The organism is Rhodococcus koreensis, assembly GCF_900105905.1.
Taxonomy (GTDB): Bacteria; Actinomycetota; Actinomycetes; order Mycobacteriales; family Mycobacteriaceae; genus Rhodococcus_F; species Rhodococcus_F koreensis.
Genome location: NZ_FNSV01000005.1, coordinates 7,669,632 through 7,693,258, shown reverse-complemented (window position 1 = coordinate 7,693,258; position 23,627 = coordinate 7,669,632). Strand labels below are relative to the sequence as shown.

Genomic DNA, 23,627 nt, shown 5'->3' with positions numbered 1-23,627 from the left:
GCCAGGGCTGCCGGGCTCAGACGCTGCGCTGAGTCCGCTCCCCCTGAACTTCCATCTGCAGTTGGTAGCGATCGGACCGGTACCAGCTGCGGGTGTGCTCGACCGGTGTGGGGCCGCTGAAGGACACCCGGTCGAAGTACATCACCGGGGCGCCCTTCTTGATGCCGAGCAGGGTCGCGATCTCCTGGCTAGCGCCGTCGGCGCTGACGGTCTGCTCGGCCCGGTCGATCGGCATGCCGTACCGGTCGGCGGTGGCCCGGTAGATCGACCCGGTGAGGTCGAGGTCCAGCAGGCCGGGAAGCAGTGCGGCGTTGAACCAGCCGTCGTCGACGCTGACCGGTTCGCCGTCGGCCAGCCGCAGCCGTTTGACGTGGTAGGCGCTGGTGTCCGGTGCGATCCGCAGGGCCTTCGCGGTGGCCTCGGGCGCCGCGTCCTCCTCGCTCTGCAGCACGACCGTCGTCGGCTTGTGGCCCTGCGCCCGCATCTCCTCGGTGAACGAGGCCAAGTGGAGTTTCGACTGCACCGGACGATGCGCCACGAACGTGCCCTTGCCACGGACCCGGACCAGGTGCCCCTCGTTGACGAGCTGCCCGATCGCCTCGCGAACCGTGATGCGACTGACACCGTAGTCCTGCATCAGTTTTCGTTCACTGGTCATCAGGTCGCCGGGCTGAAGTTCCTTGGTGCACTTGTGCAGCAGGATGGCACGGAGTTGCTCGTGCTTCGGAATCACGCTGTCGCGTAGATGTACGGGCATCATGCCGGCGGCTCCAGCTCTGTCAGGGTCGGACACATCGGATCAGTCGGTCGGACTCCAAAGGTCCCGTCCGGTCCGGTCCAACACCGAGAATACGTGATCCGGGCGCCCGGGCCTACCGTGCCGCGGCGGCCAGCGCCTCGAGGTACCTGCGCGTCATCGCTTTCTGCACGACCCGGCCAGCGGGGCCGCCGAGCCGCGTGAACCACCGCCCCGGTTTCGAGAACGCCGACACGGTCGCGACGACGGTGCCGTCCGGCCGCTGTTCGACGACGAAGCTCTCCTCGCCGCGCTCGGGATGACCCGGCAGCGTGCCGTACGCGAAGCCCTTGCGCTGCGGATCGTCGAGCACGTAGACGACCCGGCAGGAGAACGTCAGCCGGAACGGACCGATCCCCCAGCGCAGTTCGACCGACGAGCCGGGCACGGCGGTCGGAGCCTCGGCCCGCACCTCGAGCCCCGCGCCGCGGTGCATCCCCCAGGCACACAGGTGGGCGGCGGCCGCGTCGAATGCGTCTGCCCCGTCACCGATCACCTTCTGCTCACGCAGATGGTGGTATCCCGCCGGGAACGGAACCTCGCGGCTCGCACCCACCTCCGGGTACGTGAACGCGGGCAGGTCGTCTCCGGAGGTACTGATGACGGTCGATCCTCTCGGTCGGGAGGTCGCCCAGCCTACTGCTCCGACCGGGCCGCGGGACGGATGTTCTGATTCACATGGAAGAGGTTGTCCGGATCGTACTTCGCCTTCACCTGCGCCAACCGGTCGTAATTGCCGAGGTATGAGGCACGCACCCGGTCCTCACCCTCGGACATCATGAAGTTGACGTACGCCCCGCCCGCGGTCGTCGGGTGGAGGGCCTCCCAGTACTGCTTGGCCCAGTCCGTGATGACCTCGGCGTTCGCCGGATCCGGGTCGACCCCGACGATCACGCCCGCCCAGCCGCCGTCCCGGTACGCGAACGCCGTGCCGTCCTCGGCCACCCGCGTCGCCGCGCCGTCGATCGGATACATGTGCATCGTCGAATGGCCGGTGGGCAGCCGACGGCCGAACTCCAGGTGGATGTCGACGGCCTCGTCGGAGATCTCGCGGACGAAGTCTGCGCGCCAGTACCACTGCAATCCCGCCGGGTACAGTGCGTCGAAGGCCGATTGCAATGCTGTGAAGGGCATTTCGCCGACCCCTACCAGCAGTGGATTACCGAATTCGCGGATCGGTTCGAGCACCGCGTCGGCCTTGCCCGGGTCGCCGGTGTAGCACCAGATGATGCCGCACGCCTTGCGGCCCCACAGTTCCTCGGGGAACGGCGGCGCCGGCGGAATGGTCAGCAGGCCGATCCAGCCGTTGAGTTCCTCGGGCAGTGAGGGCAGGAGTTCGCGGTACCACCGCATCACGTCGGGGGTGTCCTCCAGGTCGTACAGCACCGGCCCGCCGACGACATTTCCGTGGTCGCCGATCTCGTGACACGCGAACTGGAACGACGTGACCACACCGAAGTTCCCGCCGCCGCCCCGCAGCGCCCAGAACAGGTCCGGATGCGACCGCTCGCTCGCCGTCACCAGGGTGCCGTCGGCGAGGACGACGTCGGCGGAGAGCAGGTTGTCCACCGTGAGACCGAAACGGCGCGTCAGGTAGCCGATCCCGCCACCCAGCGTCAGCCCGCCGACACCGGTGGAGGCGATGAACCCGGACGGGGTGGCCATGCCGAACGGCACGGTGGCATGGTCGACGTCGCTCCAGGTGCACCCGCCGTCGACCCGGACGGTCCGGTCGGCGGGCGAGACCGTGGTCCCGCGCATACCCGACAGATCGATCACGAGGGCGTCGTCCCACACGCCGAGTCCTCCCGCGTTGTGTCCGCCTCCGCGAACCGCGAGCTCGACGTGCTGCTCGCGCGCGAACCGCACGCACGCGACGACATCCGCGGCGTTGGCGCACCGCGCGATGGCCGCGGGACGACGGTCGATCATGGCGTTGTACACGGCCCGCGCGTCGTCGTAGCCGGCGTCGCCGGGCATGATCAACTCTCCGCGCAGAGACGCGGCCAGTTCCGTGAAAGGCGGTGACGTCGTCGGTGTCGAACTGGTGGTGGTGCTCATGACCTTCTCCTCGGATCGGCGGCCCCGGAACGGGCAGTGCCTGGTAATTCACACCGTAGGAATCGGGCGTTCGCGCACCGTTCGCGCCGAAACCCCACCCGCGAACGGTCCGACGTCCGCACGAAGTCGCAGGACCTGAGGCAACCACCACCGGTCGTCGTGTTGCTCAGCGGCGATCAGGGCGGCATCGAGGGTGGCGCGGGCGGCGTCCACCGACCCGGCGTCGATCTGGACCTCCGCCAGCAACGAGAGCCAGTACGGCATCCGCGCGAACGCCCGCTGCCGTCGTAACGCGGCGAGCCCGTCGCGGATCTTCGCGATTCCCGGTTCGCCGCCGAGAAGCCGGCCTTCGAGGATCTGAGACCACTGGCTGTAGTAGGCGAAGTGGTAGCGCTCGCACAGCTGCCGCAACTCCGTCAGCGAGGCGAGCAGCGCGGTGTCGTCGCCCCGGACCTGATGCAGCACCGACGCGTACCCCAGCGCCACCGCGAGACTGTACGGGTGGCCGCAGGCCCTGCCCAGCTCGAGGGCATCCGCGGACGCCTGCACGGCCGCCTGCTCGTCGCCGATCATCCAGTACGCGTGCGATTTCCACGCGTGGCAATGCACCTCGAGCCGCGTTCCGAGGATGAACGAATAGTCGTCCGAGAACGATCGCTGCGCGATGTCGAAATGTTCGATCGCCTCCCTCGGCCTGCCGAGACCGAGGGCGCCGCCCGCCACCGCGAAATGCGCCTGACCCTCGAATTCCGGATCCGCCGCGGACAGTTCGAGGGCACGCACGCCGAGCCCGTAGGCGTGCGCGGTGTGCCCCTGCACGAAGTGGACCGCGAACAATCCGATCAGCGCACCGAGCACCACCTTCGGCCTGCGTAGTCGCTGCCCCAACTCCATGGTGCGGTCCAGCGTCCGCTCGAGCTGAGGGTCGGAGTATCCGTACAGGGTGGTCAGCGGCGCCGACATGCCCTGGCGCACGTCGACCTCGTGAGCGTCCCGGTTGCGGCCCACCGGCATCGCCTCCAGAAGGTCGAGGCAGTCCCGGAAGAGCCGCAGGGCGTCGGCGTTCGCGAACACGCCTGCCGCTACCTCGGCTGCGCGCTGCAGATAATGCAGGGCACGGTCGGGGCGGCCGCCGCGCCGATACTGCTCGGCGAGTTGCCCGGCCACGTCGTCGGTGCGGCCGGTGTGCAGAAGTTCGAGTCCCTGCGCCAGACGCCGATGCAGGAGCCAGCGTCGCGGCGGACCGACCGAGCGGTACGCGGCCTCCCGGACCAAGTCGTGCACGAAGTCGTACCCGGTGCCCGCCGGCCTGACGATCCTGCGCCGCCACAGTTCGTCCACCGCCTGCACGAGGGAATCGGTGTCCAGGTCGCTCGCCTCGCTGAGCAGGTCCAGATCGAAATCCGCGCCGAGGGCCGCGGCGAGGCCTGCGACGTCCCGGGCCGGTTCCGAGCACTGCCCGAGTCGCCGGGCCAACACCTCGCCGAGGTTGCCGGCGCCCCCGCCGCCCCCGGTCGCATCCGTGCCCGGCACCATCCTGGCGGCCTCCACGACGTACAGCGGGTAGCCCGCGGTCGCGGCGTACAGGACCGCCTCCTCCGCAGGATCCAGCACCCGGCCACCGAGGGACCTCGCCAGTTCGACGGTCCCGTCCGCGGTCAACGGGTCCACCTCGACGTCCGTGACCAGTCGCGCCGACCGGAGGGCCCGCAACGCGTCCCTCACGTCGCGGCGGGACTGCGCCTCGTCCGTGCGGGCGGTCGCCGCGACCAGTACCCGCAGATGGGTGTCGAGGGACAGCAGGAACGCCAGCCACGCCGTCGTCTCCGCGTCGCACCACTGCAGATCGTCGAGGACGAGCAGGACCGGCCGGCCGGGCGACAGCACCGCGCGCGCCGTCCCCTCGAAGAAGCGGTGCCTCTGCCATGCGTCGACCATCGCCCGGGACGTCGCCGGCCGCGGCGCGGACTCGACGCTCGGGACCAGCCGCTCGACCTCGACCCTCCACAACGGATCCAGCGACCCGATCGCCGACCGAAACTCCGGGCTGCGCAGCCACTCGGCGACGGGGGCGAGCGCGACGCGGCCCGGCAGTCCGAAACACCGCGCCGTCGCTACCACTGCCCCGTCGGCACGAGCGATCTCCGCGAGTTCGGTGGTCAACCGGGTCTTGCCGACCCCCGCGTCACCGGAGACGAGCACCAGCCCCTGCCTGCCGTCGAGGGCCTGCCGCCACCGCCGCTGCAATTCCGCGCATTCGCGCTCCCGCCCGATCAGGGCGGGCATCGCCGTCCGAACGCGTTCGCGCCGGGGAGCCGCGGCGGGTTGCTCGCCCAGCAGGTTGTCGAACAGCCGGGTGGTCGCGGCGCCCGGCGCGACCCCGAGTTCGGTCTCCAGCACCGCCGCGCACCGGTGATACGTGGTCATCGCCGCCGCCCGGTCACCCGATGCGGCTTGCAGTTCCATGAGCGTCCGGTACCCGGCCTCCGCCAGCGGGTCGAGTTGGATGCGCCGACGCGCCCACGTCGTCGCCGCCTCCACCTCACCCGAGTCCCGCAGCACCCGCACCGTCGCCTCGCAGAGTTCGACGCACTCCCGGCGCAGCACGTCCCGATGGTCGAGGACCCAGTCCTCGTACGCCCCAGGCATGAGGTCACCGCGATAGGTGTCGATCGCGCAGTCCGCGTGTTCGAGAAATGCCGGGGTGTCGGAATCGGCGAGGGCGGCGAGGGCTGCCGCCCGCTCGTTGCGGAACGTGTCGACGTCCACCCGGCACGACGGCGAGTCCGTCCACGTCAGCGTCGGCCCGTCCGCGGTCGGCGCACCATCCGACCCCAGGAGACCACGGAGGTTGTGCAGTTCCCGCCGCAGGTTGGTGCGAGCCTGCTGCTCGCTCGACTCGGGCCAGAACAGCCCGGCGAGACGGGTCCTGGACTGGGCGAGACCGGCGTGCAGCACGAGATAGGCCAGCAGCGCGATCGCCCGTGACGAGACGGTGCCTGCCCCGTCGTCCTCCGGGTTCGACACGCGCTGCTCGCCGAGCAGGTAGACCGTCACCATGACTGACCAGCTCCCGGTCGCGAAACGAGGCGAGCTTCCGCGTCATTCATCATCGCACGGTCAGCGGAAGTGCTGGTACAGCGCTTTCAGCTCCCGGATCGCGGCGTCCACCGCACGCTCGTCCTCACTGACCGAGCGGATCGCCTTCCGCAGCAGGAGCGGGTCGAGGTCGTCGATCGCTGCCCGGAAGTCGGCGTCGGGCAGTCCGGGCAACGAGGACTCGTCCCCGAACCAGTCGTCGACATCGGATTCGGAGGAGTCGCCCCCGACGCCCTCGATCAGCATGTCCAGATCGACGCCGCGCAACGTCAGGATCTCGAGCGGGTTCTCGTCGATGCGCTCGGTGGCGAGGTACGCGACCGCCGCCGCATGCTTGCACGGCCACCCGTCGTCCGGGCAGGTGCAGTCGTAGTTCAGCGCGGACGCCCCGGCGGGCAGCAACAGGGGGCCGAGAACCTCCGGAACCCCGCCGCCCGCCAGCATCGCCAGGCTGCCCGGTTGCCTGCGGACCACCGCGACCAGTTCGGCGATCTCCGACTCGTCGAGGCGATCGATCGAGACGGTCGCGACGAACGGCTGGAGTTGACTGCCCTGAACCTCCCCCGTCACCATTCCGCCTGCGATCTCGAGCGAGATCACCTGACCGCTGCGCGCGTAACTCCGACCGCGGCTCATCCGGCCCTTGTCGGCGACGAACTCGATGATGTCGACGAATTCGCGACCCCACCACGTGCGGCCGAACGATCCCCGCTGGGACCGTGCCTCCAGCCCGCCCGTCACGGGTCGTCGCCGGCCGTACTGACCGAAGTACGGTCCGGGGCGCCGATTCGTCATTCGCCCACCGCCTCGTCGCCGAGCCGCAGCAGTTCGCCCAGCTGTTCGGTGCTCATCTCCGTCACCCAGTTCTCGCCCGTCCCGACGGCGAGATCCGCCAACTCCTGTTTGGTGGCGATCATCGCGTCGATCCGCTCCTCCAGGGTGCCGACGCACACGAGCTTGCGCACCTGCACGTCCCGCCGCTGGCCGATCCGGAACGCGCGGCCCGTGGCCTGGTTCTCGACGGCCGGGTTCCACCACCGGTCGAGGTGGACGACGTGATTGGCCGCGGTGAGGTTCAGCCCTGTTCCGCCGGCCTTCAGCGACAGCATCATGATCGGCGGCCCGTCGTCGCTCTGGAACGAGGCCACCATGTCGTCGCGTTTCTGCTTCGGAACACCCCCGTGCAGAAACGGTACGGGGGTACCGAAACGTTCGGCGAGGTACGGGGTGACGAGATCACCGAATTCACGGAACTGGGTGAACAGCAACGCCTTCTCGCCGTCTGCCACGACGGAGTCGAGGATGTCCTCGACGAGCCCCAGCTTGCCGGAGCGGTGCTGTCCGCGCCGCATCACCGCCGACCCGTCGCGCAGGAAATGCGCCGGATGGTTGCACACCTGTTTGAGTTTGGTCAGGGCGGCGAGGACGGCGCCCTTGCGCTTCATCCCCTTCTTGTCCTTGATCTGCGCCATCATGTCGTCGACCACCGCCCGGTACAGCGCGGCCTGCTCGGCGGTGAGGTTGGCGCGGACGGTCATCTCGAACTTGTCCGGGAGGTCGGCGATGACGGCGGGATCGGTCTTGACGCGGCGCAGCACGAACGGGGACGTGACGGCGCGGAGCCGGGCGACGGCCGTCTCGTCCTGCTCCCGCTCGATCGGCACAACGAAACGCTTGCGGAACATCGCCTCCGAACCCAGGATGCCCGAATTCGCGAAATCGAGGATCGAGCGCAGTTCGTCCAGCCGATTCTCGACCGGAGTGCCCGTCAACGCGACCCGATGCTCCGCCGGAATGCTGCGGGCCGCCCGCGCCTGCCCGGTCTTCGCGTTCTTGATGTGCTGCGCCTCGTCCAGCACCACCCGCCGCCAGTCCTGCTCCTTCAGCTGCGCGACGTCGCGGGCGAGCAGCGCGTACGTGGTGATCACCAGGTCGCTCTGTGTCACGGCGGCGGCGAGGTCGTCACCGCTCAGCCGCTGCGGACCGTGGTGCACCAGCACCCGCAGCGAGGGAACGAAGCGTGCCGCCTCACGCTGCCAGTTGCCGACCACCGACATCGGGCACACCAGCAGGGTGGGCGTGGCGGCGTTCTCGTGTGCGAGCAGGGCGAGCAACTGCAGCGTCTTGCCGAGACCCATGTCGTCGGCCAGGACCGCCCCGAGCCCGAGGCGGCTCATGAACACCAGCCAGTCGAGCCCCCGCTTCTGGTACGGCCGCAGCGTGGCGTCCAACCCGTCCGGGGTCGGCACGTCCTGCGGCTTGATGTCGCCGTCGAGCAGCGCGGCCGCCCAGCCGGTGGCGGTGACCTCCTCGACGGGGAGATCGGACAGATCGTCCGCGATCAAATCTTTCAGCAGGTCCACGATGGCGCGGTCGCCGCTGCCGTGCCGCTCCGCGACGTACCGCGCGGCGCGGGAGAGCACGTCCTGATCGGCCCGGACCCACTCACCGCGCAGCCGCACGAGATCGCTCTTCGCATTGACCAGCCGGTTCATCTCCGCGGCGGTGAGCACCGTGTCGCCGAGTGCCAGTTCCCAGTTGTACTGCACCAACTGGTCTTTGCCGACGGACCGGTTCTCCGCGCTCGCCGGGGTGCTGGGCGAGCTCACCCGCAGTCGCATCGACGGCGACGCCACACTCCAGGCCCGCGGCAGCAGCAGGCTGATGCCCTTCTCTTTCAACGCCACCGCACCGTGCCCGACGAGGTCGATGACCACCGCGGTGGGCAGCATCAGGTCGAGACTGTCGGGGTCGCTCGGGACGTCCTGCAGCCGCGGGTAGGCGGCGACGGCCTCGGTCAGTTTGCGAACACCGGTCTGCAGGCGGCTCGCCTCCGTCCGGTGCAGCGGAATCGGCACCGGCGCTTCACCTTCCGGGCGCAGGCACACCTGTAGCCGCCACAACACCGTGTCCGGGTCCCAATCGCCCTCCACGTCCACGTCTTCCGGCTCGAGCAGTCGCAGCACCAGTTCGGGTTCGTCCACCTTCAGGCTGTCCCGCCACCCGTCGAGGGAACCCGCCAGCTGGGCGGTGCCCTCGGCGAAGTCCTCACCCCGAACCAGCGCGTCGATCAGCGGATGCTCCGGTGCGGTGCCGGAATCGTCCGGGTGCCTGCCGCCCAGGACCCGCCGGGCAACGGGGTCGGTCAACTCGGTCACCATGTCGTCGAGCACCGCCCGCGGGGTGGTTCCGTGGCGCTGCACCGGGGGCATCGCGACCGACAGTTCCGTGAGCCACGCACGCTGCCGTTCGCCGCCGAGGAGCCGCCATCGCGGCCACCATCCGCCCTCCGCCCGGTGCACCTCCGGCACCACGCGTCCCGCACGCACCCAGCGCTCGACGCCGCGCGCCACGTGGGCGAGGTAGCGCAGATCCCCGGCGATCCGGGGGTCGCGGGCCGACACCGACAGCAGGAAGTCGGTCGCGTCCGGCGGCGCGAGGGCGACCGCCGCCCACTCGAGCATCTCCGGACCCGACGGCGTCGGCATCGGCACCTTCACGTGATGGCGGAACTTCCGGGCGAGCACCCGCCCGACCGCGTCGGTCGGCTCCGCGGCGGCCGGATTCCGGTCCTCGACCCACAGCATGAGACCCGAACCGGGTGTCCAGAGGCCGTGCAGCATGCACCCATCCAATCAGGCACAACCGACAGTCGGAGAAATCCCTGCTCGGCGGCTGTAACCCTCGACGAGATTCCACCGATGAACGAGGTGGCGGCTGTCCACGCCGGTATCGACCGGGATCGCTGCCGTTGGTAGATCGCAGTGATCGGAGGAAGACACAATGGATGCGACACAGATGTTGCAGGTTCTCGTTCAACTCATCCAGGTCCTCGGACCGTTGATGGGCGGCGGCGGAGGCGGCGGAGGCACAGGCTCCCTGGGTAGCCTGTTCGGCTCCTGAGTTCTCACGAAGTAGGCCCGCCGACTCCGTTCGGCGGGCCTACTTCGTGCCCGGATCCGGGCACGAAGTTCGTGATAGGACTGTGGGCGTGAGCATGGCATACGGCTTCAGCGAATATGGCGGCCCCGAGACGCAGCAGTTCTTCGACGTCCCCGTTCCCTCCCCCGGCCCCGGACAGCTGCTGGTCGCCGTCCACGCGGCAGGCGTGAATCCCGCCGACTGGAAGGTGCGGGCGGGAACGCGGAAGGACACGGTCCCGGTCACCCTTCCCGCGGTTCTCGGCCGGGAGGTCGCGGGTGTGGTGGCCGACGTCGGCCCCCGGGTGACCGGGTTCGCGGTCGGCGACGCCGTGTTCGGGGCGACCGCCACCGGTTTCGGCGGATACACCGAGTACACCCTGGTCAACACGGCCGCAGCGGCACACAAGCCCGACGCGGTCTCGTTCGCCGACGCGGCCACGCTACCCGTCGCGGCGGGGACCGCGTACGACGCGCTGACGACCCTGGACCTGGCTCCCGGCAGCCGATTGCTCGTCGTCGGTGCGGGCGGTGGCGTGGGGGTGGCGGCGCTGCAGTTGGCCGCGGCCCGGGACGTCACCGTGATCGGGGTCGCGAGCGAGGGCAAACGGGAGGTCGTCGAATCGCTCGGCGCCACGTGGGTGGCGTCCGGGGACGGACTCGCCGAACGGGTGCCCGGCCCGGTGGACGCCGTCTTCGATCTCGTCGGCGGTGCCGCGCTGGCCGAGGCGGCGCGGGTGGTGACGGATCCGGCGGCGATCATCAGTGTCGGCGACCCACTCGCGGCACGGGATCTCGGCGGCTCGGGAGTGGAACGGCGCCGCACGTCCGCGGTGTTCGCGGAGGTGGCCGCGCTGGTGGCCGACGGAACCCTCGACCCGCGGGTGGCCCACCGGTACCCGTTCGCGCACGCCGGTGACGCTCTCGCGACGGTCGAATCCGGTCACACGAGCGGCAAGGTCGTGATCGAGTTCGGTTAGCGGGTCTGGCTTTCACCCGGCCCGAGGTAGATGCTGGAGAGACGTAGCTGCCGGAAACTCTCGGGAGTCGGCCATGAGCATCCTGATCCAGGTTCTCGAACAGGGGTACGCGCTCACCACCCCGTGGGAGCAACGGAAGTACGCCTTCGTCGATGCCACCCACATCGTCACCATTCGCCTGGACGGGCAGTCGGGTGTGTGGCTCGACGGAATGAAACACGGTGAGGCGCACCGGCTTGCGGTCACCCCCGTCGCCAGCGAGGCGATCTTCTTCCTCCTGCGCACGCTCGACCTGCTGGCCGAATGCCGACAGAGCGGCGGTTCCTGGGTCATCGGTCACGACGGCACGCACGTGTCGTCGATCGCCGCGGTGCGCCTGCCCTTCAGCTGACCTGTCGGGGGCCCGGTGCATACTCCTGGACGGTAGGGGAAGAGTTTTCGAGCGCCGGGGGACGCATGAGACTTCTGTACGTGACGGCGTGGCTGGCCGTGATCCTGTCGGCCGGTGGCTGCGGAGTGTCGCTGCTCGACCTGGGCGACAGTCCCGCACCGGGCAGCCCGCCGCGCGCGCACATCGAGGAGTTGCTCGGGCGGGTCGCCACGGTCGAATCCCGTCCGCACCCCGGCGGATACCAGCGCGGGTGTTCCGGCCGGGAGCTGTGCGTCTTCGGACCGGCCTGGACCGACGACCAGGACGCCGCGGGCGGCCACGACGGGTGCGACACCCGCAACAACGTTCTGGCGATCGATCTCCGCTCGGTGATCTTCCGCGACGGCACCCGCGACTGCGTGGTGCTCAGCGGGGTCCTCGCCGATCCGTACTCCGGTGAGGTGCTCCCGTTCGACCGGGCGGACGCGAAAGCCGTCCAGATCGACCACGTCTACCCGCTGGCAGCGGCGTGGGACATGGGCGCGTCGACGTGGCCGCCCGAGCGCCGGCTCCGGTTCGCCAACGACGTCACGTTCAACCTGCTGGCCGTCAACGGCGCCGACAATCAGGACAAGGGCGACCAGACCCCGCAGGACTGGCTGCCGCCGAACCCGGCGTACCGCTGCTTCTACGCGGGCAAGTACCTCTCGGTGGCGGTGGAGTACGGACTTCCGGTGACGCAGGCGGACCGCGACGCGCTCGCCGAGGTGGCGGAGCGGTGTCCGTGATCGTCTCGGCGCCTCATGCCACGGTGAACGACCGGGTGTGCCAGCCGGTGGCGCCGCTCGGGACCGGCGGCGTCCGCTCCTCCACCTGCACGTTGCCGTCCAGATCGGTGGCGCGCACCTGGAGTGTGTGCAGGCCGGACACGGCCTCCCACTCCCACGTCCACTGCCGCCAGGTGTCGATGCTGTACTGCGGGGCGAGGGTCGCGGTCTGCCATGCGCCGTTGTCGACCCGTACCTCCACCTTCTCGATGCCGCGGTGCTGCGCCCATGCGGTTCCGGCGACGAGTACCGGGCCGGGCGCGGTGGGTGCGAACGGGGCGGGCACGTCGATCCGGGATGCGGTCTTGATCGGACCTTCCGCGGACCATCCGCGCTTCGTCCAGTAGGCCTCGGCCTTGTCGAATCGTGTGAGTTCCCACTCCACCACCCATTTGGTGGCCGACACGTAGCCGTAGAGACCGGGGACGACCTGCCGCACGGGGTAACCGTGTTCGAACGGCAGCGGCTGACCGTTCATCGCCACCGCGAGAATCGCGTCGCGTCCGTCCCGCAGCGCCGCGACCGGGGTGCCCGCCGTGAAGTGGTCGCTGCTCGTGGAGAGCAGCATGTCGGCGTCGGGGTGCACGCCTGCCTCGTCGAGGATGTCCTTGATGGGGTAGCCGATCCACGTGGCGTTGCCTGCGAGGTTTCCGCCGACCTCGTTCGACACGCACGTCAACGTGATCAGCCGTTCCACGGGTGTGCGTGCGATCAGGTCGTCCCACGAGAGGGTGAGTTCGCGGTCCACCATGCCGTGGATGCGCAGTTGCCAGTCGTCCGTCGTCAGCCGCGGCACCCGGAGGGCGGTGTCGATCCGGTAGAAGTCCTCGTTCGACGTGACGAACGGGGTGCCGCCCGGCACGCCGATGTCGGTGCCCGGAACGATCGCGGCCGCCCGGTCCGTCACCCCGGGAACCGCGAAGGCGCGGCGGTTGTCCACGGCGCCCGCGACCTGCTGCCCGAGGTACCGGCCCGCGGCTCCCGCGGCCGCGGCCGTCGCGGCGGCTCCCGCCGCCAACAGGAGAAAAGTGCGGCGCGGCAACCACGAATCCTCGGAATCCGAGTTCTCGGGAGCCCGCGCGGTGGCCGTCAGCACCCGCAGGACCGCGATACCGGCGACGACGCCCACCACTGTCGGCAGCGCATACATCCAGGTGGCGCCGGGACGCTGGGTCGCGGCCACGATTCCCACCAGCCCGAGCACCGCGAGGATTGCGCTGCCGAACGGGGCGCGGGGGCGCTCGACGATCCCCGCGACTGCGGCGAGGAGCACGATGAGGATCGTCATGCCCACGAACAACGCGGGTTTGTCGTTGGTGCCGAACGTGTGTATCGCGAACTCGCGGGCCCAGGCGGGGCTGCGGTCCACCGTCGTCGATCCGACCGCGTAGAACGGCGACGCATTCGGGTCGATCAGCGCCGCCAGCAGTTCGCCCACTCCGAGTACCATGCCGGCGGCGATCACTCCGGCGAGCGCGCGCGAGAACAGGTGCCGCCGTCTCCGTGGCGTCCGCGCCGCCTCGTGCCGGTCACCGATCGTGGTAGTCATCGCAGACTTGCTCCTTTGCGGTCGTCACCGTGTATTCGGAGCTGAGAACGCGCACGGATGGGAGCCCACCACTAGTATTTACCGGATGAACCAGCTCGACAAAGACACTCTTCTCTGCATCTCGCTCTCCGGCCGGCCGAGCAACATCGGCACCCGGTTTCACAATTATCTGTACGGCGAGCTGGGCCTCAATTTCGTGTACAAAGCCTTCACCACCAACGACCTCCAGGCTGCGGTCGGCGGCATCCGGGCGCTGGGGATCCGCGGCGCCGGTGTCTCCATGCCGTTCAAGGAGCAGATCATCGACTACGTCGACGTGATGCACGAATCGGCGTCGGTCATCGAGTCCGTCAACACGGTCGTCAACGAGGACGGGGCGTTGCACGCCTACAACACCGACTACCAGGCCATCGCGAACCTGTTGCGCGACAACGTGTTGCCCCACTCGCTCTCGGTGGCGGTGGCCGGGAGCGGCGGCATGGCCAAGGCCGTCGTCGCCGCCGTGCGCGACTACGGGTTCACCGACGTCACCGTGATCGCCCGCAACGAGACGACCGGCGGCGCCGTCGCGAAGCAGTACGGATTCGCTTGGCAGCCCGAACTGGGCGCGGCGCGACCGGGGCTGCTGATCAATGCCACCCCCATCGGAATGGCCGGTGGTCTCGAGGCCGAGGATCTGGCATTCGAACTCGACGCGATCGACGCGGCGGAGGCCGTATTCGACGTGGTGGCGATGCCCGCCGCAACGCCACTGATCCGGGCTGCGGCCGAACGCCACAAGACCGTCATCACGGGCGCCGAGGTGATCGCGCTGCAGGCCGCGGAACAGTTCGTCCTCTACACCGGCGTGCGCCCGTCTCCCGAAGAGATCCGCAGGGCCTCCGAGTATTCACGGTCGTGAGGTGAGCACCGCCGAGACACCCGCGCAGCGGCTCGCCCGCAATTTCAGCGAGCTGCTGCAGGAACTCCGTGTCGCGCAGGCCGGTGTGCAGATCCTGTTCGCCTTCCTCCTGGCGGTCGCCTTCACCGAGGCGTACGAGGAGCAGTCGTTCGGCCTCCGCATGCTGCACCTCGTCACGGTGCTCCTGACGACGGTGTCCTCGGCGCTCCTCATCGCCCCGGCGGTCTGGCATCGCGTGCTGTTCCGTCAGGGCCGCCGGGCCGACATCCTGCGCAAGGCCAACCTGTTCGCGCTGTGGGGTATCGGATTTCTGGCCGCCGCCATGACCGGCACCGTGATCCTGATTGCCGAAGTGGCAGTGGGCGGTCCGGGCGCGATCGTGATCGGCGTGGCGGCCGCGCTGATGTTCGCGACGCTGTGGTTCGTGTTGCCCCGTCTTTTCAATCACCACGCCGACGGCGAGGAGTAGGTCCCGCCGTACCGCGTCCCGTTGTCCGTGAGCTGTTGCCCGACAACGTTTTCTCATCGCAGGTGGTTCCCCCACCACCGCACCCGGGACCCGTCACGCCCCCTGGTCGGCCGTAAACCCACCCATGTCCGAATCTGGATTAATTCAATTTTGGGTCTTGACACGAATTGTGACCCCTGTCACGCTTCTCTATACGGAATCATTATTTCGCATTGTGGAAGAAGGGTCGCATGGTTTTCGATGCAGGACTCCAACGATTCAACGAGGCGTCACAGTCCGAGGCGACGGAATGGGCGCGGATCTGCCTGGACATCCCCCGGTGGGCAGACGAACTCGTCTCCGCCCGGCCGTACCCCGATCGCGCCTCGTTGCTCACCGCGGTCAGGACGGGGGCCGGCCCGCTCTCCGCCGAGGAGATAGAACTGGCCCTCGCCCGCCACCCCCGAATCGGTGAACCCCCGGGCGGCGACGGCGCCGAGGCGCACCTGGCCCGCTCGGAACAGTCGAACGTCGATTCGTCCGACGCTGCCGCCAGGAAGCGGCTCACCGACGGCAACCGTGCCTACGAGGACAAGTTCGGACGGGTCTTCCTGATCCGCGCCGCCGGGCGCAGCACGTCCGACGTCCTCACCGCCCTCGACCGCAGGCTGGTCAACGACGAGGCCGGCGAATTGGCCGTTGTCGCAAAGGAACTGCGCGACATCGCCGCACTCCGGCTCGCCGGGATGCTGGACGCATGAGCGACGTCAGCCAGGTCACCACCCACGTGCTGGACGCGGCCGAAGGCATGCCCGCGCGGGAGGTGCCGGTCACGCTGGCGGTCCTGAGAGAGTCCGCCTGGGTCACCGTCGCCGACGCCGTCACCGACGACGACGGGCGCGCCGCAGCTCTGGGACCTGCCCGTCTCGAGCCGGGCACCTACCGGATCGTGTTCGACACCGGACGCTACTTCGCCGCGAAGGGACGTCCGACGTTCTACCCCGACATCACCATCACGTTCGCCCTCACCGACAGCGAACAGCACTACCACGTACCTGTCCTTCTCAGTCCATTCGCATACTCGACCTACCGAGGGAGCTAATCATGAGCAAGATCGTGCTCGGCCAGAACCAGTACGGCAAGGCGGAAGTCCGGTTGGTCAAGATCACCCGGGACACAAAGCGACACGAGATCGAAGACGTCACCGTCACTTCGCAACTGCGCGGAGACCTCGACGCGGTACACACCGAAGGCGACAACGCGCACGTCGTGGCCACGGACACCCAGAAGAACACGGTGTACGCGTTCGCTCGCGACGGCGTCGGCGCGATCGAGTCGTTCGCGATGCGACTCGGGAAGCACTTCACCGGCGAGTTCGAGTGGATCACCGGCGGGCGGTGGGAGATCGAGCAGTACTCGTGGGCGCGGATCCCGGTCGACGGCGAGGGCCACGACCATTCCTTCGTCCGATCCAGCGACGAACGACGGAACACCGTGGTCACCGTCGACGGCGACCGGACGTGGATCGTGTCCGGTCTCAGCAACATGGTGGTGTTGAAGTCGACGGGTTCGGAGTTCCGCGGATACCCGAAGGACAGGTACACGACCCTGCAGGAGACGTCCGACCGGATCCTCGCGACGTCGGTGAGCGCCCGATGGCGGTACCTCACCACCGACGTCGACTTCGACAAGACGTTCGAGAACGTGCGCGCAATCATGTTGGAGGCGTTCGCCACAACCCATTCGCTTGCGCTGCAGCAGTCGCTGTTCCAGATGGGTTCGGCGGTCCTCGAGGCGCATCCGGAGATCGCCGAGGTGAAGTTCTCGATGCCGAACAAGCACCATTTCCTGGTCGACCTGGAACCGTTCGGACTCGACAACCCCGGCGAGGTGTTCTTCGCCGCCGACCGCCCCTACGGGTTGATCGAGGCGACCGTCGAGCGCGAGGACGCTCCCGACGCCGGCCGCGCCTGGGATTCCGTTCCCGGATTCTGCTAGGAGCGCGGCGATGAAGCGGATCGGACATCGGGTCGCCGGAACGACCGGACCCGAAGACGAGCGTTTGCCGCTCGGAAAGTCGTACATCTACGGGTTGCAGCACATCCTGACCATGTACGGCGGCGTGATCGCGCCTCCCCTGATCGTCGGCGGCGCCGCCGGACTGACCGGCTTCGAGATCGGCCTGCTGGTGTCGGCGGCCTTGTTCGTCAGCGGCGCCGCCACCTTGCTGCAGACCCTCGGCGTTCCCTTCTTCGGCGCCAAACTCCCCCTGGTGCAGGGCATTTCCTTCGCTTCGGTGTCGACGATGGTGGCGGTGGCCGCCGGTCCGGGCGGGCTGCGCTCCGTGTTCGGGGCCATCATGGTCGCAGGCGTCATCGGGTTGCTGATCAGCCCCTTCTTCTGCAAGATCGTCCGCTACTTCCCACCCGTCGTCACCGGGTCGATCATCACGGTCATCGGCATCTCCCTCCTACCGGTCGCGGTGCGGTGGGCGATGGGCGGCAACGCCAAGGCCCCGGACTGGGGATCGATGTCCAACATCGGACTCGCCGGGTTCAGCCTGTTCGTCGTGTTGCTGGTGAGCCGACTGGTCCAGGGCACCCTGTCGCGGTTGTCCATCCTGATCGGCATCGTGGTGGGTACCCTGTTCGCCGCCCTGATCGGCAAGGCCGACTTCAGTGCGGTCGGGAAGGGCGCGATCTTCGAACTGCCGCAGGTGTTCTCGTTCGGCACCCCGCTGTTCCAGATCGGCGCGATCATCTCGATGACCGTCGTGATCCTGGTGATCATGACCGAGACGACCGCGGACATCCTCGCGGTCGGCGAGATCGTGGGGACGAAGGTAGATGCTCGCCGGGTCGGCGACGGACTCCGCGCCGACATGCTCGCCACCACCGTGGCGCCGGTGTTCGGGACGTTCCCGGCCAGCGCGTTCGCCCAGAACGTCGGACTCGTCGCGATCACCGGGATCAAGAGCCGGTACGTCGTCGCGGCCGGCGGTTCGGTCCTGTTCGCTCTCGGGCTGTTCCCCATCCTCGGTCGGCTGGTGGCGTCCGTGCCGCTGCCCGTCCTCGGCGGCGCCGGGATCGTGCTCTTCGGCTCGGTGGCCGCGAGCGGAATCCGCACCCTGTCCAAGGTGTCGTACGACGGCAACCTGAACCTGGTGATCGTCGCGGTGGCCCTCGGATTCGGCGTCATCCCGATCGCGGTGCCCGAGTTCTACTCGGCCTTCCCGGAGTGGGTGCACATCGTCTTCGACTCGGGAATCAGCGCGGCGAGCATCGTCGCGGTGCTACTGAACATCCTGTTCAACGAGATCAAGGCGGGCAACCGGCCCACGCCGTCGGTGGTGTCGGCGGCGCCTCCCGTCGCCGTCCACCGCGCCGAGGACACGGCGCACCCGGCAGACACTGGGCATCCCGCAGACACGGCGCGCACCTCCGCCGTGCGCAACGAGTGAAGGATCGCACCACCACAACACGCTGGTCGGGCGGTGCAGTCGCGACGCTATCGGTCCGCGACTGCACCGCCTTCCCGACGAAGATCGAGCAGGCGCATCACCCGCGTCGCGCTCACCCCGTGGACGAGGACGGAGAGGACGACCGTGAAGGCCACCGTCGACCACAACCATTTCTCGTTCTCCACGCCGGCCTCCGCGGCGGCGTAGGCGAGATAGAAGATAGACCCGATTCCGCGAACCCCGAAGAATGCGGTGACCCGGCGCTCGGGGCCGGACATCTCCTCGCAGCCCAGCAGCGAAAGCCATGCCACCACCGGCCGGATGACGAACACGAGGGCCGCCGCGACGAGAACCCCGCCCCACGTCAGTTCGGCCAGCAGTCCGGACGTGAGTGCCACGCCCAGCAGGAGCAGGACGGCGAGGGTGAGCACGTGTTCGAGTTGCTCGATCAGGCTGTGCATCTCGGCGTGATACTCGTGGGCCCGCTCCGTCCGACGGATGGCGACGGCGCAGGCGAAGACGGCGAGAAACCCGTATCCCCCGGCCAGTTCGGTGAGTCCGTAGACGGCGAAGGTGGCGGCGAGCGCGAAGATGGGTTCGCTGCGTTCGGCGAGGCGCATGTGTGCGATCGGGAAGCGGAAGACCGCGCGACCGAACAGGTCACCGGCAATCCACCCCAGGGCCGCGCCGATGACGACCTTGCCGATCAGCTCCCAGGCCACCCACTGCACGATCCACTGCTCGATCGGCCCCTTGCCGATCATGAACAGTGCCAGATACACGAACGGGAAGGCGAGAGCGTCGTTGAGCCCGGCCTCCGAGGTGAGCGCGAACCGGACCTCGTCGTCCTCCCGATGGGACTCGCCGCCCGACGTGGGACCTTCCACCTGCACGTCGGACGCCAGAACCGGGTCCGTGGGCGCGAGGACGGCCCCGAGCAGGATCGCGACGGCGGGGGTCAATGCCGCCACCCACCAGCCGAGCACCGCGACAGCGGCGATACCGAAGGGCATCGCGATCAGCAGCAGACGCCACGTCGAATTCCACGTCCGCCAGCCCAGTGGCCTGTCGATCGCCAGTCCCACACCCATCAAGGCGACGATGACGCAGGTTTCGCTCAGGTGTTCCGTCACAGCGGGATGCAGTGCCGGCGACAGGGTGTCGGTGCCCGACTTGCCGAGAAACAGGCCGGCCCCCGCTCCGACCGCCAGGACGATCAGCGGTGCCGAGACGGCACGGTCCTGGAACAGGCCTGGAACGGTGGCTGCCAGCAGAAGAGCCAGTCCAGCCGTCAGATACACGAGATCGGTGTTCAGCGCAGTCACCCCACCTCGCCGCGCAGCAGAGACGCCATCCGCGCGTCGAACGCCACGAACAGCACCCGCGGAATCCCGGAGTCCGATTCCCGGACGGCGCCGACCGCCTGCCGGACGGCGTCGTCCGCGGGCCAGCCGTACACCCCGGACGAGATCAGCGGGAACGCGACGGACTGCGCGCCGAGGTCGGCGGCCACCGCCAGGCTCGCGGTATACGCGCTGCGCAGGGTGGCCGACCGATCGTCCGAAGCGGAATAGACGGGGCCGACCGTGTGGATCACCCATCGGGCGGGCAACCGGCCCGCCGTCGTCGCGACCGCCTGTCCCGCCGGCAGTCCGTCCTGCAATGTGGTGGCCCGCAGTTGCCGGCATTCGGCGAGGATCTCGGGGCCACCGGCCCGGTGGATGGCGCCGTCCACGCCACCGCCGCCGAGCAGTCCGGAGTTGGCGGCGTTGACGATCGCGTCGACCTCGACCGTCGTGATGTCACCCTGCACTACCTCGATGGTGGTCATGTGTCCATTATCGCCGCGAGCCCACCGCGACCCGCACGATCAGTCCGGCGACCAGCGCCCAGAATGCGGACCCGATGCCGAGGATGCTCACCCCCGAGGCGGCGATCAGGAACGTGACGACGGCGCCTTCCCGTTCGCGGACGTCGTCGAGGGCGGAGGCCAGAGCGCCGCCGAGGGTGCCGAGGAGGGCGAGTCCGGCGACGGCCTCCACGACGCCCTCGGGCGCCGCGGCGATGAGTGCGGCGACCGCGGCGGAACACACCGCGAGCACGAGGTACGCCCAGCCCGCCGTGAACGCCGCGACCCAGCGTTTCCGCGGGTCGGGGTGCGCGGACGGCGCGGCGGCGAGGGCGGCGCTGATGGCGGCGAGGTTGATGGCGTGCCCACCCGCGGGGGCGCCGACGAGGGTCCCGACACCGGTCACCAGCATGGCCGGCCGCCACGGCACCCGGTAGCCGAAGGAATTCATGACGGCGGTGCCGGGAATGTTCTGGGACGCCATCGTCACGATGTACAGCGGGATCGCGATCCCGACCATCGCCTGCCACGTCCACGCCGGTGCCGTGACGTCGAGCCTCGGCAGGAGCGCGCTCGTGTCGAGGGTGTCGCTGCCGGAGACGAGACCGACCGCGATCACCACCGCGGCAGCCGCGAACGCGGCCGGGACCGCCCACCGCGGCGAATACCGCTGCAGAACCAGCCACACGAGGACGACGGGCGCAACGGCGAGCGGGGCGTCACGCAACGCCAGCACCGGCGCCAGGCACAGCGGCAGCAGTACTCCCGCGAGCATCGCCTGCGCCAGTGCCGGGGGGATGGCCGCGATGAGCCGTCCCAGCCGCGGCCACAGCCCGGTGAGGATCACCGCCGCCCCCACGACGGCGAACGCCCCGACCGCGGCGGGCCACCCGCCGCTCACCGTTCCCGCCCCGGCGAGCAGAGCCGCGCCCGGCGTCGACCACGCGAGGGTGATCGGCATGCGGTAGTGCCGCGCCATCCACAGCATCCCCAGCGCCTGCGTCACACACAGCGCCAGCAGTCCCGACGCGGCCTGGGCGGAGTTCGCGCCCACCGCCGTCAGCCCGGTGAGTACGACCGCGAACGAACTGGTGAAGCCCACCAGAGCGGTGACGATTCCGGCGCTGATCGGCTGGGCGGCGGAATCCGGTGAACGCACATCACTGTCGGGCACAGACATAGGACGCGATTCTGCCCGACGCGTGGTGCAGACGATCCGTGGCATTAGGGTCGGGACGGTGAAACACGACGACGCCCCCGTGATGCCGACCGCCGCACACTTCCCCGCGCTGTGGCCGGTGCCGACCCGCTGGGCGGACAACGACCACTACGGGCACGTCAACAACGTCACGTACTACTCGTACTTCGACACGGCCGTCAACGGCTGGCTGATCGCGTCGACGGGCACCGACATCCGGGATCTGCCCGCCATCGGCGTGGTCGCCGAGACGTCCTGCAGGTACGTCAGCGAGCTGACGTTCCCGGACCGCCTGCAGGTGGGATTGTCCGTCGAGAAGCTGGGCACCCGGAGCATCGTGTATGCGCTCGCCATCTTCCGCGAGAACGGCGACGCACTCGACCTCGCGGCTCTCGGCCGCTTCGTTCATGTCTACGTGGACGCGAAGACCCGCAAGCCGGTTCCGATCCCTGACGAAATTCGCAGCGCCGTAACCGTTCTGGTGGTGCCGGACACGCCCTGAGGGTCCGGCACCACCGGGTGGTTCAGTGCAGGCCCTCGGCCTCGGCGGTGGCCACCGCCCGGGCGATGATCCCGTCGATCAGCGCGACCGTGGGCGCACCGGTCTCGGCCTTGTTCCGGGGGTCGTCGATCACGCGGCGCAGCACGCCTTCGGCGATGATCGCCAGCTTCCACAACGCCAGCACGTGCCAGTACCCGACATGAGTGACATCGCGTTTGGTGTGGTGGACATAGGCCTCCACGAGTTCGGCCCGGGTGGGGAATCCCTCGAGGGTGGAGGCGGGGAACGGTCCCGCGTCCTCGTCGCCTGCCTCGGGCCAGTAGGCCAGCAGCGCGCCCACGTCGGCGAGCGGGTCTCCCAGCGTGCACAGTTCCCAGTCGACCACCGCGACCACCTCGCCCTCCTCCGGCGAGGTGATGACGTTGCTCAGGTGAAAATCACCGTGCACCAACGACAGTTCGGCCTGCTCCGGCATGTTGCGCTCGAGGATCCCGGCCAGATCCTCGATGGCCGGGACCTCGCGGGTGCGGGACTTCTCCCACTGATCCGTCCAGCGCTTCAACTGCCTTGCCGCGTAAGGTTTGTGGCTGGCCAGGTCCTCCAGCCCTGCGTCCCGGAGATCGACCGCGTGGATCTTCGCGAGCGCCTTCGGCATCGCCAGCCCGACGGCACCCCGCTGCTCGGGTGTCAGCTTCTTCGCCACGCCGACACTGTCGATCACCACCCCCGCGACGTAACTCATCAGCACGAGCGGCGCGTCCGTGACCTCCGGATCTTCGGTGAGCCCGAGGATCTTCGGCACCGGAACGTCGGATCCCTGCAGAGAGGACAGAATCCGGTGTTCGCGGACCACGTCGTGCGCCGACGCGAGCAGATGTCCGAGCGGTGGTCGCCGCAGCACCCACCGTCCGCCACCCGCGTCGCTGACCGCGTACGTGAGATTCGACTGACCGTTCCCGATCCTCTCGAAGCTCAGCGGCGCGATCGCTCCCACACCGAGTCCGGCAATCCACGCAGAAACGGCATCTTCGTTCAGCCCCACAGCATTCACGCGCTCGATGCTAACCGCTCGGAAGCCCGATGCGGAGGGAACCGGTCCGCACCGCAGGTCGCGGCCCTAGGGTGGCAACAGTGAGGCCGAATCGGCCGGAACTGGAGGGACGGACGTGGAAGTTTTCCTCATCGTGTGTGGCGTGCTCCTCGCCGTGAGTGCCGTCGCCGTGAGCATTCCCAAGCTGAGACTGAAGGGAACCGCGTGGACGGGGTTGCAGGCCCGGGGCCTGAGCGGGCAGCAGGTGCGGCTGATCGGCGTGGCGGAACTCGCCGGCGGTATCGGCGTCCTCGTCGGCCTCTACTGGACTCCGCTGGGCGTGATCGCGACGGTGGCGCTGCTGATTCTCCTCTTGTGCGCTATCGCGTTTCACGCCAGACACGGCGATTACGGCAATCCCGATACCCGGGCCGTCGCGATGCCCGCGGTCTACCTCACAGTGCTCGCCGTCCTCGCCTCGATCGGGTTCGTGTTCGCGGGGTGATCCGGACGTTTCGGACAATTGCAGCGACAACCATGCGTCGGTGGCGTTTGCATTGGTCATTAGACGCAGCATGACACCCATCGCACCCCCGAAACTGGGCATTCTGCTCGACGTCGCCGGTGCCACTTGCGC

General features: G+C 68.9%; 22 protein-coding genes. 11 read left to right on the top strand and 11 right to left on the bottom strand.

Going from position 1 to position 23,627, the window contains the following annotated elements; all coding sequences use genetic code 11:
- Nucleotides 1–16: 16 nt before the first annotated feature.
- The 6 genes from BLV94_RS39510 to BLV94_RS39485 all read right to left on the bottom strand — a co-directional run bounded on the left by BLV94_RS39510 (nt 17) and on the right by BLV94_RS39485 (nt 9,579).
- Nucleotides 17–760 carry a GntR family transcriptional regulator gene (locus BLV94_RS39510; RefSeq protein WP_072945999.1) on the bottom strand — a complete coding sequence of 248 codons (744 nt, stop codon included), beginning with the start codon at nt 758–760 and terminating at the stop codon, nt 17–19.
- Nucleotides 761–872: 112 nt separating this feature from the next.
- A complete protein-coding gene (locus tag BLV94_RS39505; RefSeq protein ID WP_072945997.1) occupies nt 873–1,352 on the bottom strand; it encodes a DUF1990 family protein in 480 nt (159 codons plus the stop codon).
- An 80-nt stretch (nt 1,353–1,432) separates the two neighbouring features.
- Nucleotides 1,433–2,857, bottom strand: coding sequence for an FAD-binding oxidoreductase (locus BLV94_RS39500; protein WP_072945994.1), 1,425 nt, complete (start codon nt 2,855–2,857; stop codon nt 1,433–1,435).
- Nucleotides 2,858–2,905: 48 nt separating this feature from the next.
- Complete coding sequence (locus BLV94_RS39495; RefSeq protein WP_072945992.1) at nt 2,906–5,917, bottom strand: ATP-binding protein; 3,012 nt, start codon at nt 5,915–5,917, stop codon at nt 2,906–2,908.
- Nucleotides 5,918–5,977: 60 nt separating this feature from the next.
- Nucleotides 5,978–6,751, bottom strand: a complete 774-nt coding sequence (locus tag BLV94_RS39490) for an SWIM zinc finger family protein (protein WP_072945990.1) — start codon at nt 6,749–6,751, stop codon at nt 5,978–5,980.
- Nucleotides 6,748–9,579 carry a DEAD/DEAH box helicase gene (locus BLV94_RS39485; protein WP_072945989.1) on the bottom strand — a complete coding sequence of 944 codons (2,832 nt, stop codon included), beginning with the start codon at nt 9,577–9,579 and terminating at the stop codon, nt 6,748–6,750. The genes BLV94_RS39490 and BLV94_RS39485 overlap by 4 nt, the downstream gene beginning before the upstream one ends.
- A gap of 374 nt (nt 9,580–9,953) precedes the next feature.
- On the opposite strand from BLV94_RS39485, the gene BLV94_RS39480 reads away from it, so the two are divergent.
- From BLV94_RS39480 to BLV94_RS39470, 3 genes are all read left to right on the top strand, one after another.
- Nucleotides 9,954–10,856, top strand: a complete 903-nt coding sequence (locus BLV94_RS39480; RefSeq protein ID WP_072945988.1) for an NADP-dependent oxidoreductase — start codon at nt 9,954–9,956, stop codon at nt 10,854–10,856.
- Between the two features lie 73 nt (nt 10,857–10,929).
- Nucleotides 10,930–11,247, top strand: a complete 318-nt coding sequence (locus BLV94_RS39475) for a hypothetical protein (RefSeq protein ID WP_012688484.1) — start codon at nt 10,930–10,932, stop codon at nt 11,245–11,247.
- A gap of 65 nt (nt 11,248–11,312) precedes the next feature.
- Nucleotides 11,313–12,014, top strand: a complete 702-nt coding sequence (locus BLV94_RS39470) for an HNH endonuclease family protein (protein ID WP_072945987.1) — start codon at nt 11,313–11,315, stop codon at nt 12,012–12,014.
- A gap of 13 nt (nt 12,015–12,027) precedes the next feature.
- Here BLV94_RS39470 and BLV94_RS39465 read toward each other — a convergent pair whose 3' ends face one another.
- Nucleotides 12,028–13,602, bottom strand: a complete 1,575-nt coding sequence (locus BLV94_RS39465; RefSeq protein ID WP_072945986.1) for a molybdopterin-dependent oxidoreductase — start codon at nt 13,600–13,602, stop codon at nt 12,028–12,030.
- Nucleotides 13,603–13,687: 85 nt separating this feature from the next.
- Here BLV94_RS39465 and BLV94_RS39460 point away from each other — a divergent pair, with 85 nt between their 5' ends.
- The 6 genes from BLV94_RS39460 to BLV94_RS39435 all read left to right on the top strand — a co-directional run bounded on the left by BLV94_RS39460 (nt 13,688) and on the right by BLV94_RS39435 (nt 18,411).
- On the top strand, nt 13,688–14,503 hold the full coding sequence (locus BLV94_RS39460) for a shikimate 5-dehydrogenase (protein ID WP_072945985.1): 816 nt from the start codon (nt 13,688–13,690) through the stop codon (nt 14,501–14,503).
- 1 nt (nt 14,504) lies between these two features.
- Nucleotides 14,505–14,972 carry a DUF6328 family protein gene (locus BLV94_RS39455; RefSeq protein WP_072945984.1) on the top strand — a complete coding sequence of 156 codons (468 nt, stop codon included), beginning with the start codon at nt 14,505–14,507 and terminating at the stop codon, nt 14,970–14,972.
- A 230-nt stretch (nt 14,973–15,202) separates the two neighbouring features.
- Nucleotides 15,203–15,712, top strand: coding sequence for a 2-oxo-4-hydroxy-4-carboxy-5-ureidoimidazoline decarboxylase (uraD, locus tag BLV94_RS39450; RefSeq protein ID WP_072945983.1), 510 nt, complete (start codon nt 15,203–15,205; stop codon nt 15,710–15,712).
- Nucleotides 15,709–16,053, top strand: a complete 345-nt coding sequence (gene uraH, locus BLV94_RS39445; RefSeq protein ID WP_072946167.1) for a hydroxyisourate hydrolase — start codon at nt 15,709–15,711, stop codon at nt 16,051–16,053. Before uraD ends, uraH begins: the two co-directional genes overlap by 4 nt.
- Nucleotides 16,054–16,055: 2 nt before the next feature.
- Entirely contained in the window at nt 16,056–16,949 is an 894-nt protein-coding gene (gene pucL, locus BLV94_RS39440; protein WP_083395815.1) for a factor-independent urate hydroxylase, read from the top strand.
- Between the two features lie 10 nt (nt 16,950–16,959).
- Nucleotides 16,960–18,411, top strand: a complete 1,452-nt coding sequence (locus tag BLV94_RS39435) for a nucleobase:cation symporter-2 family protein (protein ID WP_072945980.1) — start codon at nt 16,960–16,962, stop codon at nt 18,409–18,411.
- A 47-nt stretch (nt 18,412–18,458) separates the two neighbouring features.
- Here the strand turns inward: BLV94_RS39435 and BLV94_RS39430 are convergent, their stop codons facing one another.
- The 3 genes from BLV94_RS39430 to BLV94_RS39420 are packed head-to-tail and all read right to left on the bottom strand — an operon-like array spanning nt 18,459 to nt 21,440.
- The gene (locus tag BLV94_RS39430; protein ID WP_072945977.1) at nt 18,459–19,736 is read right to left on the bottom strand and encodes a cation:proton antiporter; all 1,278 of its coding nucleotides are present in this window, start codon (nt 19,734–19,736) and stop codon (nt 18,459–18,461) included.
- Nucleotides 19,733–20,242, bottom strand: coding sequence for an O-acetyl-ADP-ribose deacetylase (locus tag BLV94_RS39425; RefSeq protein WP_072945975.1), 510 nt, complete (start codon nt 20,240–20,242; stop codon nt 19,733–19,735). Before BLV94_RS39425 ends, BLV94_RS39430 begins: the two co-directional genes overlap by 4 nt.
- Before the next feature lie 7 nt (nt 20,243–20,249).
- Complete coding sequence (locus tag BLV94_RS39420; RefSeq protein ID WP_143051458.1) at nt 20,250–21,440, bottom strand: benzoate/H(+) symporter BenE family transporter; 1,191 nt, start codon at nt 21,438–21,440, stop codon at nt 20,250–20,252.
- Between the two features lie 82 nt (nt 21,441–21,522).
- Between BLV94_RS39420 and BLV94_RS39415 the strand changes: the two genes are divergently transcribed.
- Nucleotides 21,523–21,960: an acyl-CoA thioesterase gene (locus BLV94_RS39415; protein ID WP_072946165.1), complete on the top strand. Its 438-nt coding sequence runs from the start codon at nt 21,523–21,525 to the stop codon at nt 21,958–21,960.
- A gap of 22 nt (nt 21,961–21,982) precedes the next feature.
- Here the strand turns inward: BLV94_RS39415 and BLV94_RS39410 are convergent, their stop codons facing one another.
- Entirely contained in the window at nt 21,983–23,011 is a 1,029-nt protein-coding gene (locus BLV94_RS39410) for a phosphotransferase family protein (RefSeq protein WP_072945972.1), read from the bottom strand.
- A gap of 115 nt (nt 23,012–23,126) precedes the next feature.
- Between BLV94_RS39410 and BLV94_RS39405 the strand changes: the two genes are divergently transcribed.
- A complete protein-coding gene (locus BLV94_RS39405; protein ID WP_072945969.1) occupies nt 23,127–23,495 on the top strand; it encodes a DoxX family protein in 369 nt (122 codons plus the stop codon).
- The last annotated feature ends 132 nt before the right edge of the window (nt 23,496–23,627 follow it).